This is a genomic window from Kribbella sp. NPDC056345 (genome assembly GCF_042262745.1).
GTDB lineage: Bacteria > Actinomycetota > Actinomycetes > Propionibacteriales > Kribbellaceae > Kribbella.
Map to the genome: position 1 here is coordinate 620505 of NZ_JBHJQQ010000003.1, position 14548 is coordinate 635052.

14 protein-coding genes are annotated in these 14548 nt (G+C 67.8%); 6 read left to right on the forward strand and 8 right to left on the reverse strand.

Annotation, left to right across the window (positions count from 1 at the left end; all coding sequences use genetic code 11):
• Positions 1-65: 65 nt before the first annotated feature.
• From ACFCV3_RS13680 to ACFCV3_RS13700, 5 genes are all read right to left on the reverse strand, one after another.
• A complete protein-coding gene (locus ACFCV3_RS13680) occupies positions 66-599 on the reverse strand; it encodes a GNAT family N-acetyltransferase (RefSeq protein ID WP_376029956.1) in 534 nt (177 codons plus the stop codon).
• Between the two features lie 14 nt (positions 600-613).
• The gene (locus ACFCV3_RS13685; RefSeq protein ID WP_376029959.1) at positions 614-907 is read right to left on the reverse strand and encodes a hypothetical protein; all 294 of its coding nucleotides are present in this window, start codon (positions 905-907) and stop codon (positions 614-616) included.
• Between the two features lie 31 nt (positions 908-938).
• A complete protein-coding gene (locus ACFCV3_RS13690) occupies positions 939-1781 on the reverse strand; it encodes a CPBP family intramembrane glutamic endopeptidase (RefSeq protein ID WP_376029962.1) in 843 nt (280 codons plus the stop codon).
• Between the two features lie 61 nt (positions 1782-1842).
• Positions 1843-2787 carry a GNAT family N-acetyltransferase gene (locus ACFCV3_RS13695; RefSeq protein WP_376029964.1) on the reverse strand — a complete coding sequence of 315 codons (945 nt, stop codon included), beginning with the start codon at positions 2785-2787 and terminating at the stop codon, positions 1843-1845.
• 44 nt (positions 2788-2831) lie between these two features.
• Positions 2832-3803 carry a helix-turn-helix domain-containing protein gene (locus tag ACFCV3_RS13700; RefSeq protein ID WP_376029967.1) on the reverse strand — a complete coding sequence of 324 codons (972 nt, stop codon included), beginning with the start codon at positions 3801-3803 and terminating at the stop codon, positions 2832-2834.
• 60 nt (positions 3804-3863) lie between these two features.
• Here ACFCV3_RS13700 and ACFCV3_RS13705 point away from each other — a divergent pair, with 60 nt between their 5' ends.
• From ACFCV3_RS13705 to ACFCV3_RS13720, 4 genes are all read left to right on the forward strand, one after another.
• Complete coding sequence (locus ACFCV3_RS13705) at positions 3864-5075, forward strand: hypothetical protein (protein WP_376029970.1); 1212 nt, start codon at positions 3864-3866, stop codon at positions 5073-5075.
• Between the two features lie 72 nt (positions 5076-5147).
• Positions 5148-5885, forward strand: coding sequence for a MerR family transcriptional regulator (locus ACFCV3_RS13710; RefSeq protein ID WP_376029973.1), 738 nt, complete (start codon positions 5148-5150; stop codon positions 5883-5885).
• 32 nt (positions 5886-5917) lie between these two features.
• A complete protein-coding gene (locus ACFCV3_RS13715; RefSeq protein WP_376029976.1) occupies positions 5918-6802 on the forward strand; it encodes an ABC transporter ATP-binding protein in 885 nt (294 codons plus the stop codon).
• Positions 6799-7458, forward strand: a complete 660-nt coding sequence (locus ACFCV3_RS13720; RefSeq protein WP_376029979.1) for a hypothetical protein — start codon at positions 6799-6801, stop codon at positions 7456-7458. The genes ACFCV3_RS13715 and ACFCV3_RS13720 overlap by 4 nt, the downstream gene beginning before the upstream one ends.
• A 1-nt stretch (position 7459) precedes the next feature.
• Here ACFCV3_RS13720 and ACFCV3_RS13725 read toward each other — a convergent pair whose 3' ends face one another.
• Genes ACFCV3_RS13725 through ACFCV3_RS13735 form a run of 3 tightly spaced genes read right to left on the reverse strand, consistent with a single transcriptional unit; the run spans position 7460 to position 10525 of the window.
• A complete protein-coding gene (locus ACFCV3_RS13725) occupies positions 7460-8293 on the reverse strand; it encodes a carbohydrate ABC transporter permease (protein WP_376029980.1) in 834 nt (277 codons plus the stop codon).
• A 1-nt stretch (position 8294) separates the two neighbouring features.
• A complete protein-coding gene (locus ACFCV3_RS13730; RefSeq protein WP_376029982.1) occupies positions 8295-9188 on the reverse strand; it encodes a carbohydrate ABC transporter permease in 894 nt (297 codons plus the stop codon).
• Positions 9185-10525, reverse strand: a complete 1341-nt coding sequence (locus ACFCV3_RS13735; RefSeq protein ID WP_376029983.1) for an extracellular solute-binding protein — start codon at positions 10523-10525, stop codon at positions 9185-9187. Before ACFCV3_RS13735 ends, ACFCV3_RS13730 begins: the two co-directional genes overlap by 4 nt.
• Positions 10526-10744: 219 nt before the next feature.
• On the opposite strand from ACFCV3_RS13735, the gene ACFCV3_RS13740 reads away from it, so the two are divergent.
• Both ACFCV3_RS13740 and ACFCV3_RS13745 read left to right on the forward strand, forming a co-directional pair.
• Entirely contained in the window at positions 10745-11773 is a 1029-nt protein-coding gene (locus ACFCV3_RS13740; protein WP_376029985.1) for a LacI family DNA-binding transcriptional regulator, read from the forward strand.
• A 513-nt stretch (positions 11774-12286) separates the two neighbouring features.
• Positions 12287-14548 carry a HelD family protein gene (locus ACFCV3_RS13745; protein ID WP_376029987.1) on the forward strand — a complete coding sequence of 754 codons (2262 nt, stop codon included), beginning with the start codon at positions 12287-12289 and terminating at the stop codon, positions 14546-14548.

The following is a 14548-nucleotide window of genomic DNA, read 5'->3' on the forward strand; positions in this document are numbered from 1 at the left end:
AATGCCTTGTCTCCGGCCACCGGTTCTTGTTCACGCCCCCGCCTTGTGGCCGGCCAACTGGGCGGTCAGTGGGTGGGGGGCGGGGCGAGGAAGACGATGATGTCGGTTTCGGGGCCTCGGACCGGGGGCTCGGTCCAGCCGACGCGGCGGTAGAAGGCGAGGGTGTCGAAGTTCTGGTTCCAGGCCAGGAGCCAGGCGCGGGGATGCTCCGCGGTCGCCGCCTCCAGCAGGCGGCGGCCGAGACCGGTCCCCCGCGCGTGCGCCAGCACACCCAGCTCGTCGATCTCGAACGCACCGACCAGCAACTCGTCGACCTGCTCGGCCCCGAGCCGCTTCAGCACACTCCCGTACGCCCGATCGGTCCGGAACGGCGCAGGCGTCGTCCACCCGGTGACGAATCCGGCGATCCGCCCGTCGGCCGACCGCTCGATCCACGCCTGGAACCCGGGGCGCCGTACGTCACCTTCCAGCCGTTGCCGGAAGGCGGCGCGGGTCTCCGCCGGGTCCCGGCGCTCGAACGGCGGTGCCGTGAACACCTCGACGTACGCCTCGGTCAGTTCGTCCGCGATCTCGAGAAGGTCCGCCTGGTAGGTCTGCACCGGAACACGCTAGCTCAGCCCGGTGTCGTGGAGATCGTCTCCAGCTCGGCGCGGAACTGCGGCAGCATCCAGCGCAGCGGCTGGTCGAGCACCCGCCCGATCGTCGACTCGTCCACCTTCAGCAGATCGGCGATCCGGGTCAGCGCATCCGGTTCGTCGGAGGCTGCGTACAGCAGGTGGACGACCTCGTGCCGATGGGCGAACACGGCCAGAGCCGCAGCCGCCAGGCCGGCATCGATCGCGGGTGGGTCCGTGGTAGCGGTCTCGTCAATGCTGTGTTGATTGAGTTGGGCCCCGTTGACTGTCACGCCCTTCACAACCTGACGAAGCATCGATCGGTTACGAACCGGGTAGCCAGCTCACCTTCCCGATCAGGTATGTCGCCCCGACCAGCGCCACGGTGTCGATCACCGTATGCGCCACCACCAGCGGCATCACCCGCCCCCACCGGCGGTACAGGTAGCAGAAGATCACCCCCATGATCACGTTCCCCGCGAACCCGCCGGCCCCCTGATACAGGTGGTACGACCCCCGCAGCAGGGCGCTCGCCGCCGTACTCCGCCCGACCGACCACCCCAGCTGATCCAGCCGCCGGTTCAGGTACCCGAGGACGATGACTTCCTCGAGTACGGCGTTCTGCGCGGCCACCGCGATCAGAATCGGGATCCGCCACCAGTGATCCGGCAATTGCGCCGGGTCCACGCTCAAATTGGCCCCTGACGCGTAAGCCAGCAGATAGAACCCCAGCCCGGCCCCACCGATCACCGCCGCGACCGCAGTCCCCCGCCCGAGGTCCCGCGCCCGCTCCCGCAGATCGAACCCGATCGTCCGCAGCGATTCCCCGCCCCGCAGCAGGAAATGCCCGACCAGCGCTACCGGTACCAACGCCGTCACGACCGCGAAAATCTGCCACGCCAGATCCAGCCAGGGCCGCCCCGGCGCCCGTGATCCCACAATCACCGCTGTCTGCCCGCTGATCGGCTTCGACGACGTCAAGATCCCGGTGAACGAGATGAGCGCCGCCACCCCCGAAGCCCCCAGCGACAAGGCCAGCACCAACCACACTTCACGCCCCAGAACCCGCCGCGAGGGAAGGCTCCCTGCCGTACCGCCCGCGTCTCCCACTTGACCGGCCGTCACACCGGACTCCGCCGCCCCCGGCTCGCCCACCGAACTCGTCATGCGTCCACTATCCCCGCCGACTCCAGACCCCCACCCCGCAACACGACCAGGACGTGCGGACTCAGAAGTCGATGCGCAGTACGGCGCGGCGGCGGCCCGGCCGACTGACCTCGGTGAACCCTGCATCGGTGAACATCGCGAGCGTGCCGACCGATCCACCGTCCACGAAGTCCGGGTAGCCCTCCACAGCGCGGGCACCACGTTCGCGGGCGAACTCCGGGACGGCCTGAGCGAGTGCACCGGCGATACCTCGACGCCGGTAACCAACGCGCGTCACGAAGCAAGTCACCGCCCAGACGCCGGCGTCCGCCTTGTCCTCGGTGCGGCCCTCCCAGGGGACCCGGTTGTCGCGCAACAGCCGCGGGTGATCCGCGCGCGGTGCAACCGCACACCACCCGACAGGGTCGCCATCGAGGTACGCCACCAGCCCGCTCGTGGCCGGCGCCTTCCGGTCGTCGCAGGCAGTCTGGTCACGCAGCCGGGCGGAGAGTTCTTCCGGCCCCTCCGACGCCCAACTCTCCTTCGGCAGCATCCGGAACCGCTGACACCAGCACTGACTCGTGTCGCCGCTTGCCCCGAAGACTGCGCGCAGGTCCTCCCACGCCGCCTGGTTCGCCGGGACGATCGTGAGCTGCTCGGCCCGGACCGGCTCCCGCGAACCCCGCGGCCGGGGAACGCTCACCCGCTGCTGCTTCTGCTTCCGCTGCGCACGCCGTACCGCAGCGAACTCGACCCGAACCTCCACCGCATCGCCCGCATCAAGCCCGGCAGGCTTGCGTACGGCGTCCTTCAGCGGAAGGAGATAGCCGCCATCCCTCGACCACAGCGACGTCTTCCACTCGGTACTCCCCATCCGGACCCGAACCGGGAGCATCCCCCACTCCCGATAGCCGGCATCCGAGCCGGCCGCTCGCAGTGCGAGGCCGTCAGGCTCCGGGACGGGGACGAAGTAGTACGGCGCTGGGCCGCGCCACTCGATGACCTCGCCTGCGAACTCCCGCTCCATGAGCCGATGCTAGAACCGCTTCCGGACATCCTGCTTCCGGATTGCTAGGTCAGTTGCTGCGGATTTTCTGGTGGGGCCTGGGTAACGCGGTGGCCGGTGTCAGACTGCCAGTAGAGAACCGAGCGGCCGGAACGACGGCGTTCGAGGAGGCCTGCCGCGGTCAGCACGCGGAGGTGGTCGGAGACGGTGGCCAGCGACAGTCCGGTGGTGGCGACGAGCGCCGTCGTACTGATCGGGTCGATGGCTGTGGTGAGGATGCGTGCACGGTTGCGGCCGAGGAGTTCGACCAGTGGCTCGGCCAGGACGGCGGTCCCGGCGAAGATGCCGGTCACGGGGTAGGTCAGCGCGAACCGGTCCGGGAGCCGCCAACTGACGCTGACGCGTTGCGTGTGCGTTGCAATGAACATGAGCGAACGCCCGCGGACGTCGGTCACCGGATAGTCCCAGCGATTCACCTGGATCCGCCCGTCGCCGAGCCACTGCACGTCGGGACCGAGCCCACGCAGTACGCCGGACCACCCCTGCTCGCTGAGTCGCGCGGTCCGCGACACGATGTCGGCCTGGAGCAGACGGCGGCGGCGCGGCCAGTCCGGCTCGACCGTGTGGGTCCACACCCACAGGAGCAGGTCCGCAGCGGTCGCGGCGAGAGCGCTCTCTGACTCCAGGATCGCGGGCAGGCGCTCCCGCACGACGCGCAGATCTGCGCGGACCTCGTCGTCGTCCAAGCGCATCATCAAGTCGAGCTCATCGGCGATCTTCGCGTCCGGGTCCAGCGGGAGGCTGGTCAGGAAGTCCGCCGACCAGCTCCGGCCGAAGGCGCTCTCCAGCAACGCGGCCCAGACCGGTTCTGCGGCGAGCCGGGCCTCGAACGCGGGCCGGTGGGTGTCCTTCCAGGCGCGGAACCACGGCTCGACCGGGCGCACCAGCAACTTCAGTGCCGACACGGTCTCGGTGAGCTCCGACGTGGCGAAGCGCGCGTTCGCCAAGGTGTCGGCGTCGACGAGGAATTCGGACAATGGTTTCGCCTCCACCCGAAACTGTAGGCCGTCACTGTGTCACCACCGAAGCTTCGGGACATGAGTCTCAGCACCGCACCGCCCACCGCCGGACCGCCCAGCTACCGGCAGATCTTCGCGAACGCCGAGTTCCGCGGGCTGTGGATCGGGAGCGCTCTCGGGAACGCGTCTTCGACCATGACCAGCCTGACGCTCGCGTTGCTCGTGAACGCGGCGACCGGTTCGGCGCTGCTGGCCGCGCTGGTCATGTTCGGGCCGTCGCTCGCGCAGGTCCTCGGCGTCTCGACCCTGATGTCGGCCGCCGACACCGCCCGGCCGCGTCGCCTCCTGATCCTGCTCGCGACCCTGTCGACCGTTGCCGTCGGCATCCAGGCCGCCGTCGAACTCCCGGCCGCGGCCCGCCTGGTCCTCGCTCTCCTGGTCGCCTACGGCCTGTCGATCGGCTCCGGCGTCCGCTGGGGTCTGCTGAACGACGTCGTCGCCGCCGACCAGTTCGTCCTCGGCCGCTCGGCGATGAATCTGTCCGTCGGCGCCATGCAGATCGCCGGCTTCGGCCTGGCCGGATTGTTGCTCCAGGCAATGAGCCCGCAGACCGTGCTCTGGCTGGCCACCGCCTGTTCCGCGCTCACCATCCCGGTCATCCGCTTCGGCCTCCGCAACCGCGCCCCACGACGCGGCGCCCGCACCAGCCTCGCCGAGACCTGGCGCGGCAACCGCCGCCTGCTCGGCGAGCGCCGCACCCGCCCATTGTTACTGGCCCTCACCATCCCGAACGGCCTCGTCGTCGGCTGCGAAGCCCTCTTCGTCCCGTACGCCGGTGCGGACGCCGGCTGGCTACTCGCCGCCGGAGCAGCCGGCATGCTGTCCGGCGACCTGGTCGTCGGCCGCTTCCTCAACCGCCCCCAACGCCGCGCAGCCGCCCGCTGGCTCCGCTTCGTCCTGGCAGTCCCGTTCCTGGCCTTCGCCTTCGACCTCCCGCTGCCCCTCCTGGCCGCAGTCGTAGCCCTGGGCAGCTGCGGCTACGCCACCTCCCTCGCCCAGCAAGAGGTCCTCGTCGACCTCACTCCCCCAGACCTCCGCGGCCAAGTCCTAGGCACCGAGTCCGCCCTCCGCATGACCACCTTCGGCATCTGCGCAATCCTCGCCGGCACCCTCGCCGACCTCACGGCCCCAGCCCCCGCCATCGCCACCTTCGCCGCCCTGTCCCTCGTCGCCTCCCTGGTCCTCACCCGCCCCCTAGCCCGCGTCATGGCTCCGTCAACCAGCCGATGAGCGCAGACGCCGCCGCACTGACACCTGCGTGGCAGTTGACTCTCGGGTGACCCGAGACCGGACAGTAGTTGTGTGAGAAACGACGAACTGGTTCCGATCGGTCACTTCGCACGGCTCAGTGGCCTGTCGATTCACGCGTTGCGGCACTACGACGACGTCGGCCTGCTGACACCCGCCGACGTGGACCCGGTGTCGGGGTACCGGCGCTACCGCCGGGACCAGGTTCGCCTGGCCCGGTTGATCCGTGCCCTGCGCTGGGTGGACCTGCCGGTCGAGGAGCTCCGCAGCGTTCTCGCCACGACCGACGAGGACGGCGTCCGCGACGTGCTCGAACAGCATCGGTCTCGCCTCGAACGACGGCGTGACCTGCTGACGAACCAGCTCGGCGACCTTGACCGCTTCACCACGAAAGGACTCAGCATGCCTACTACCCGGACTGGCGCCCGTCCAGTGCAACTCAAGATCGCGGTGCACGACCTGACCACGGCGATCGCCTTCTACGAGAAGGCGTTCGGCTTCCAGTACGACGTCACCCGGCGCACCCAGGACGGAGACTACTCGTCGTTCATGTTCGGAACCTACGGGGACGACGGATTCTTCATGCTGCACCTGCTGGACGATCCGGACGACACCGATCGGCCTGGGCCGACCACGTTCGGCCTGCTCATGGACGATCTCGATGCCGATCACGCTCGCGTCCTGACGGCCGGCGCGACCGAGGTGGTCGCTCCACGCGACGCCGAAGGAATGCCGCGCTGTTCGGCGGTGAAGGACCCGAGCAACAACTGGATCTGGCTCTACCAGGCCTGAGGATCCGGCTGATGCGCGGATAGGGTCAGGGGATGGAGGTTGTGCGGCTGGTGGAGGTCTCCAAGCGGTTTGGACGGCGGGAGATTCTCCGTGGGGTTGATCTGCGGGTCGGGGCCGGGGAGCTGCTGGCGCTGGTCGGGGCGAACGGCTCGGGCAAGTCGACGGTTCTGAAGCTGATGGTCGGATTGTCGCGACCGACGTCAGGGACGGTACGGCGTACTGCGCGGGTGGTGAGTTACGTTCCGGACGTGTTCACGTCGCACGACCGGTTGTCCGCGTCGGCGTATCTCCGGCACCTGGGGCGGATCCGGGGACTCAGTGCGCGAGCAGCGAGAGAGCGCTCTTCGGTGTTGCTCGAGCGGCTGGCGCTGACCGGGGGCGCGGATACGCCGATGCGGAAGCTGTCGAAGGGCAATGCGCAGAAGGTTGCTCTTGCCCAGGCGCTGCTGACTCCGCCGGAGCTGCTGGTGCTCGACGAACCCTGGGCCGGGCTCGATGCCACCGCCCACGAAACCCTCCGCGAGCTGCTCACCGAGACCGCCCAGGCCGGCGCCGCCGTGGCCTTCACCGAACACTCCACCGAGACCGTCCGCTCCACCGCCACCAGAACCTACGAACTCCACGAGAGAGCGCTCCACGAGAGACCCGTCCCCAAGAACACGTCTCTCGAGAACACGCCTCCCCAGAACGCGTTTCCCGAGAACGCGTTTCCCGAGAACGCGTTTCACGAGAGAGCGCTCACTGAGATTGTGTTGGCGCCTGGGCCTGAGGTCGACTGGTCCGGGCGGCCTGAGGTGGTTGAGGTTCGGCGCAGCAGTAGTGGAACCACGTTGCTGGTGGTGACTGGTCAGCATGACGCGGTTCTGCTGAACGCGCTCTCGCACGGCTGTTCGGTTCGGCAGGTGAACGCGCGGTGAGCGCTCTCTACCGGTTTCTGCTGACCAGCGTTCTGCTGTCGCAGCGGTATCTGCCGCCGACCCTGATCTTCCTGGCTGCGCTCGCGGTCGGCACGACGTCGGACAACGGACCACTGCAGTCGGCCTACGCATTCTGCGTCTTGGCGATGCTGGTGTGTACGACGTGGCTGACCGTCTCGATCGTGAATCACGAGGACCCGACGCAACGCCGGATCACGCTCGTGATGATCGGGAGCTCGGCCAAAGTGCTCGCGATCACGGTGGCGGTGATCCTGACCTGGTGTGTCCCGCTGATCGTGATCGGGATCTGCTACCCGCTCGTCACCGGCAAACACGTGGTGACCGCCGGCATCCTCACGATCGGCGTGGTCGCGCACCTCACCGCGGCCCTGGTCGGGATCGCGATCGGGCTGCTCTGTTCGCGGCTCGTGATCCCCCGGATCGGCGTCGCCATGCTGACCGCGGCCGCCGCGATTCTCGCCGTTCTCCTGATCCGCTGGATCTCACCGATCCGCGCTCTCATGAGCGTGCTCTCGGACAGAGAGCGCTCTCCGGCCGAGAGCGCCGTACCGCTCACACTGCTGGCGGTGCTGAGCGCGGCGATCCTCACCGCCGCGCTCTTCACCACTCGAGCCCTGTCCGACCGTAAGGAATAAGTCAGCGGCTGAAGCCTGCGGTCAGACCGCTCAGGAGCTGCCGCCGGCCGACGGCGTACAGGATCGCGATGGGCAGGGTGGTGAGAACGACGGACGCCAGCACCGCCGGGACGTTCACGCTGTACTGCCCCTGAAAGGTCCAGAGCGCGAGCGGCAGCGTTCGCTGCTCCGGGCTCTGGGTCAGGATCAGCGGCAGCAGGAACCCGTTCCACACTCCGAGCCCGTTGTAGATCGCGACCGTCACCAGCGCCGGCCGGGTCAAGGGAAACGCAAGGGTGCGCAGCATCCCCCACTCGGTCGCGCCGTCGACCCGCATCGACTCGAACAGTTCCTTCGGGACGTCGCGGATGAAGTTCGTCAGTACCAGCACGGACAGCGGGATCGCGAACGCGATCGACGGCAGCACGATCGCGAGCAGGCTGTCGTACAGGCGCATCTTGATGATCAGCAGGTAGACCGGGATGATCGTCGCCTGCAGCGGAATCGCCAGCCCCATCAGGAACAACCCGTTCACCCCGGCGAGGAACCGGCTGCCGGCCCCGCGGACGATCGCGTACGCCGCCAGGAACGAGATGCCGACGGCGGGGATGATCGTGCCCGCCGTGACGATCACGCTGTTCACGAAGTACCGCGGGAAGTCCGCCTCGATCACCATCCGGTAGTTCGCCAGCGTCGGTGCGCTCGGCAACGCGAACGGGTTCTGGCTGAAGTACGCCGACTCGTCCTTGAAGCTGGTCACCACGATCCAGTACAGCGGCACCATCACGATCACCAGCCACAGCCACGCGGCCGACCCACCGAACCAGTTCAGCCGGGTAAGTTTGCGTGCGCCCATCTCAGGCTCCCTCCTGCTGACTGGCCGTCGTACTGCCGCCGAGCCGGCGGAGCAGCAGGGCCAGCGCGAGACCGATCAGCACCAGCAGGACGGCGATCACGCTGGCGGGGCCCATCAGGTTCGCCTGGAACCCGCGCTTGTACATGTCGAGTGCCAGCACCCGGGTGGCGTCGCCGGGACCGCCCGCGGTGAGCACGAAGATCAGGTCGAAGAACGTCAGCGAGCCGACCACCATCAGCGTCGACGACGTGATGATCGTGTACTTGAGCTGCGGCACCGTGATGCTGAAGAACTGCCGGATCCGGCCGGCGCCGTCGATCTCGGCCGCCTCGTACATCGAGGTCGGGATCTGCCGGACGCCGCCCTGGTAGATCAGCGAGTGGAACGGGATGAACTGCCACGACACCACGAAGATCACCACGCCGAGCGCGAGACCACTGCGGCCGAGCCAGTCCTGGGTGAGGAAGCCGATCTTGAGGCCGGGACCGAGCCCGAAGTTCGGGTCCAGCAAGGCCTTGTAGGTGATCGCGATCGCGGCCGAGCTGAGCAGCAGCGGCACGAAGAACAGCACCGCGAGCCAGCCGCGGTACCGCTGCCGGCCGGCCAGGAACGTCCCGATCAGCAGGCTGAGCGGCGTCTGCACCGCCCAGGACAGGATCATGATCTCGAACGTCACCCAGATCGCGTGCGGCAGTCCGGGATCGGACAGCACGGACCGCCAGTTCGACGTTCCGGCCGGATGGATCGTCCCGAGCCCGTCCCACTGCGTGAAGCTCAGCACCAGTACACCCACCAGCGGCACCACGCCGAACATCACGAACATCAGCAGCGCCGGCAACACCATCCACTTGACCGCACCCGTCCCGTGCGACGCACCGGTACGGGGTGACGTCACTTGCCGATCACCGCGTTCATGTTGTCCGCGAACTGCTGCGGCGAGATCGAGAGCTGGAAGAGTTTCGCGATGTTGTCGAGCAGCGTCTCGGCCTGGGTCGGGCTGAGCGCCTGGTCCCAGGACTGGGCGAAGACCTTGGCGTTGGCCGAGGTGTCGTAGATGAACTTCAGCCACTCGGCGTCGTTCTTGTCGGTGATCGAGGACAGCCGGTCCTTGGCCCGCTTGGCCACCGCGATGTTGCCCGACTTCACCCACTCGTCGACAGAGGCGTCGTCCAGGGTGTTGTTGGCCAGGAACTTCTTCGCGATCTCCTTGTCGGCGTCGCTGGCCTTCGACGAGATCGACAGGTAGGCGCCGGGGTTGCCGACGGTGTCGCTCGGGTCGCCCTTGCCGCCGTCGACACCGGGGAAGTTCATGTAGCCCAGGTGCCCGCCGGTGACGAAGTCCTTACCGGACGCCTTCATGTTCCCGTAGGTCCAGGCGCCGTGCAGCATCATCGCGGCCCTGCCGGTGAACAGCAGCGCCTGGTCGGCGTTGGAGTCCGCGGTGATGGAGGAGAAGCCCTTGATGAAACCTCCTGCCTTGATCAGCTTCTGCATCTCGTCCAGCGCCTTCAGCGCGGACGGATCCGACCACCCGTTGGCCTTGCCGTCGAAGATGCCCTGGAAGAGCTCGGCGCCGCCGATCCGGTCGAACAGGAACTCCAGCCACATCATGCTGGTCCAGCGCGACTGACCGCCGAGCGAGAACGGCGCGATCCCGGCACCGTTGAACTTCGGCACCAGATCCATGATGTCGCCCCAGGACTGCGGCGGCTGCGCACCGATCTTGTCGAACGCGCGCTTGTCGTAGAACAGCACGATCGGCGTCGTGGTCTCGACCGGCATCGCGTAGAGCTTGCCGTCGACCGTGGCGGCCGGGAACGAGGACGGGAAGATCGACTCCTTGAGCGCGGCGTTCTGCTCGAAGAAGCCGGTGAGGTCCTCGACCTGCCCGGCCTGCACGTAGCTCTTCAGGCCACCGCCGCCCCAGCCCCAGATCAGGGTCGGGCCCTGCCCGGCGCCGATGGCGGTCTTGATCTTCTGCTTGAAGGCGTCGTTCTGGAACGAGTTCGTCTTCAGCTGGGTGCTCGGGTTCGCGTCGTTGAACCGCTTGACCTGCGCTTCCCGGATGGTCTGCCCCGGCTGACCGGTGAGGAACCAGTACGTCGCTCCGCTGCCGGCCGCGGCACCGGTCGATCCGGGGGTGGTCTTCGGGCCGGAGGTACCGCAGGCCGCGAGCGCACTGACCGCGGCCAGGCTGAGAAAGGTCCGGCGCGATGTCTTCAGGGGGTCCACTGTGATCTCCGTCTCCAGGAAGTTGTTTCGTAACGTAGATTTCGGAGATGTGACTGTCAAGACTTGAACAACCACCTTCCCAGGGTCACAGTGAGGTCACGTATCCCCTTGCTCACCAGGGGATTCCGCGCAGCACTGACGGCGTGCCGATTTGCCAGTATCTTCGAAAAGTTTCGATAATCGGCAGATCACATCGATCGCCCCGGGAAGGACTCAGCGATGCCACGTCCGAAAGGTGCGGTGACGCTCGCCACCGTCGCGACCAACGCCGGGGTCTCGATCGCCACCGTCTCCAAGGTGCTGAACGGCCGCAGCGACGTCTCCTCGGCGACCCGCGCCCGGGTGCAGGACCTGCTCGCCCAGCACGGGTACGTCGGCCGCCGCCCGGAGACCGTCGTCCGGGACTCGGTCGAGCTCTTCTACCAAGGGGCCGTGAACAACTACTCGGTCGAGATCATCCAGGGCGTGGTCGTGGCCGGCCAGGCCGCCGGTATCGACGTCGTACTGAATGCGCATCCGCGGCACGAGTCCAGTACGACGGACCGAGCGAGCCGGTGGATCCGCGAGCTGATCACCGGCGGCCGCCGGGCCGCGATCGGTATCACCAGCGAGCTCACCGATGCGGATCTCGCGGCACTGTCGCGCGCCCGGCTCCCCTTGGTGGTCATCGATCCGGCCAACATTCCGGAGCCGGACGTCACGAGTGTCGGCTCGACCAACTTCGCCGGCGGCATGGCCGCAACCCAGCACCTGCTGGGTCTCGGGCACCGGCGGATCGCTTACCTCGGCGGCCCGCCCACCTCGGGCTGCAACCAGGCACGGCTGAGCGGCTTCCGCAGCGCGATGGAGGCCGCAGGCGCATCGGTGCCGAAGCACTACATCTGGCAACGCGACTTCCTGTACGACGACGGCGTGGCCGGCGGCGCTGTCCTGCTCGACCTGCCGGACCGGCCGACCGCGATCTTCGCCGGCAGCGACGAGGTCGCGCTCGGCGTGATGGAGGCAGCCCGGGCCCGCGGCCTGCGGATTCCGGAGGACCTCAGCGTGGTCGGCTTCGACGACACCCAAGTCGCGCGACTCGCCTCACCGCCACTCACCACGGTCAAGCAACCGCTCCGCGAGATGGGCGCCGTCGCCCTGCGCACCGCCCTGCGCCTGGCCGCCGGCGAAACCATCGACTCCCACCACGTCGAGCTCGCCACCACCCTCATCATCCGCGGCTCCGCCGCACAGATCACGCCCACCTGACACCAACTGGGGTGTGACCCCTCGGTAGTGGGCGTGAACAGGTCATAACTTGTTCACGCCCAGCAGTTCCTGTTCAAGCCCTCGGCAACTGGTCGCCTCACCGCCGCGAAGGCGATCTGGGGAGGATTCACCCCCCGAATCGGTCCGGGATCCTCCCCGGAGCAGCTCGGCGCCGGCGCGGATCCTCCCCGAACCGGTTTGGGGCGGATCCGGGCACCGCGTCGAGGGGACGTGCCGGAGCGGCCGGAGAGAGGAAGGCGGGGCCGGAGACCTGAAGACCCGGTCTCCGGCCATTAGTCGGTGTCTCCGACCGCCAGTGGTGGCCGGAGCCCAGGCAGTCGGGCGCGTGCGGGCCACTTGATATGGCTTTACGAACTGCTATTGCTTGCGAGTAACCCCGGAAATAGATACCGTTGGGTGTTTGTGTCTGAAACAAAAAAGTTGCCCTCTCAGGGGCAACTAAGGACAGATTATCAGACAACCAAAGGTATTTCAAGAACGATCGGGGGCACTGTGGCCGACGAGCTGCTGGCACAGCAAGTGGCAGAAGAACAAGGGCATGTGGCGATCATGTACGAACGGCTCGACGTGTTGCGCGAAAGGGCACGCGGTGAGCTGGAACGCGTTCAGGGTGAGAACACCGTCGACAATCTGCAGGGGTACAGCGAACGCGAATCATTCACCACTCTGTTCTCCGGCCGATTCGCACAACTGTCGTCGGTGGAACGCGGTTTGTGTTTCGGCCGGATCGACGAGACCGGCGGCGAACGGTTCCACATCGGCCGGATCGGTTTGTTCGACGAGGAGTACGACCCGCTGCTGATCGACTGGCGGACACCGCTCGCCCAGTCCTTCTACCGCGCCACCCCGGCCGCGCCGCTCGGGGTCACCCGGCGCCGGCACATCCGCCTCAGCGGCCGCACGGTCATCGGCGTGGACGACGACGTACTCGATCTCGACGCGCTGCAGGACAGCGACCGCAGCACGCTGATCGGCGAGGCGGCGTTGCTGTCGTCACTCGGCGCGAACCGGACCGGCCGGATGAACGAGATCGTCGCGACCATCCAGACCGAGCAGGACGAGATCATCCGCTCCGGGCTCCCCGGCGTACTGGTCGTGCAGGGTGGGCCCGGTACCGGCAAGACCGTGGTCGCGCTGCACCGAGCGGCGTACCTGCTCTACACGCATCGCGAGCAGCTCTCGCAGAACGGCGTACTGGTCGTGGGGCCCAACACGACGTTCCTGCGCTACATCGATCAGGTGCTGCCGTCGCTGGGCGAGACCGACGTCGTACTGGCGACGGTCGGTGAGCTGTATCCGGGAGTTGAGGCGAATGCGGCCGAGAGCGCGACGGCCGCGCGGGTGAAGGGCGACCTGGCGATGGTCGACGTCCTCGCCCAGGCGGTCGCCAACTTCCAGCGGGTCCCGGACGCACCGCTCAACCTGAAGGTCGATCAGCACGAGCTCGTGCTGCGGCCGGACGCGGTGCGGAAGGCGAAGGAGCGGGCGCTCGAGTCCGACGAGCCGCACAACCCGGCGCGGCGGATCTTCGTGCGCCGCATCCTGACCGTCCTCACCAATCAGGTCGTCGACAAGATCGGCCGGCAGTACGTCGGTCAGGACGACATCGAGGACATCCGCAAAGAGCTGGCCGAGGACGACCGGGTGCACAGCGTTCTGGACCATCTCTGGCCGGAGCTGACCCCGCAGCTCCTGGTCAGCGTGCTGCTGTCATCGGCCGAGCGCCTCGCCGCGGCGGCGCCTCAGCTGAGTGCGGACGATCAGGCCGCGATCCTCCGGCCGATCGACGCCCCATGGACGGCATCCGACGTACCGCTGCTCGACGAGGCGGCCGAGTTGATCGGTGAACTCGACTCCACCGTGTCCGCCCGGAAACACCAGGCGGCCGCGGCAGCTGCGGAGGCCGAGGAGAACTGGAGGTATGCCAAGGAGGTCGTCCAGGTTCAGATGGAGGCGACCAACATCGTGGTGATGCCGTGGGAGATCGAGCAGTTCGAGAACCTCGTCGCTCGCCGGACCGAGCTGATCCGGAACCCTGGAACGGTGTCCGAGCGCGCGTCCGCCGACCGCAGCTGGGTCTTCGGGCACGTCATCGTGGACGAGGCGCAGGAGTTGTCGGCCATGGACTGGCGGCTCCTGATGCGCCGCTGCCCACGCCGTTCGATGACGCTGGTCGGTGACATCGCGCAGACCGGGACGGACGCCGGTGTGAAGTCGTGGTCCGAGCTGCTCGAGCGGTACGCGCCGCGCCGGTGGCGTAGCGCCGAGCTGACCGTCAACTACCGTACGCCGACCGAGATCATGACGGTGGCGGCGAACGTTCTCGCCGCGATCGATCCGGCCCTGCGGCCCCCTGTGTCAGTGCGCGAGGGCGATGACGAGCCGTGGATCCGCGCCGTGCCCGGTGCGGAGTTCGTCGATGCCCTCCGAGACGCGATCAAGACCGAACGGGAGGCGATCGGCGACGGCCGGCTCGCGGTGCTCGTCCCGGGACCCCGGTACGACGAACTGGCCGCCGTACTGGACGACGTTGCCCACAGCAACGACCCGGCCGTACTCGACGCGCCGGTCGCTCTGCTCGAGGTCACCCAGTCCAAGGGCCTCGAGTTCGACTCGGTCCTGATTGCCGATCCGGCCGGCATCGTCGCCGAGTCCCCCCGGGGCCTCTCCGACCTGTACGTCGCCATCACCCGTGCCACCAAACGCCTTGGTGTGCTGGCCGACGGCGACGTACCGGAGGTGTTGCGGCGCTGA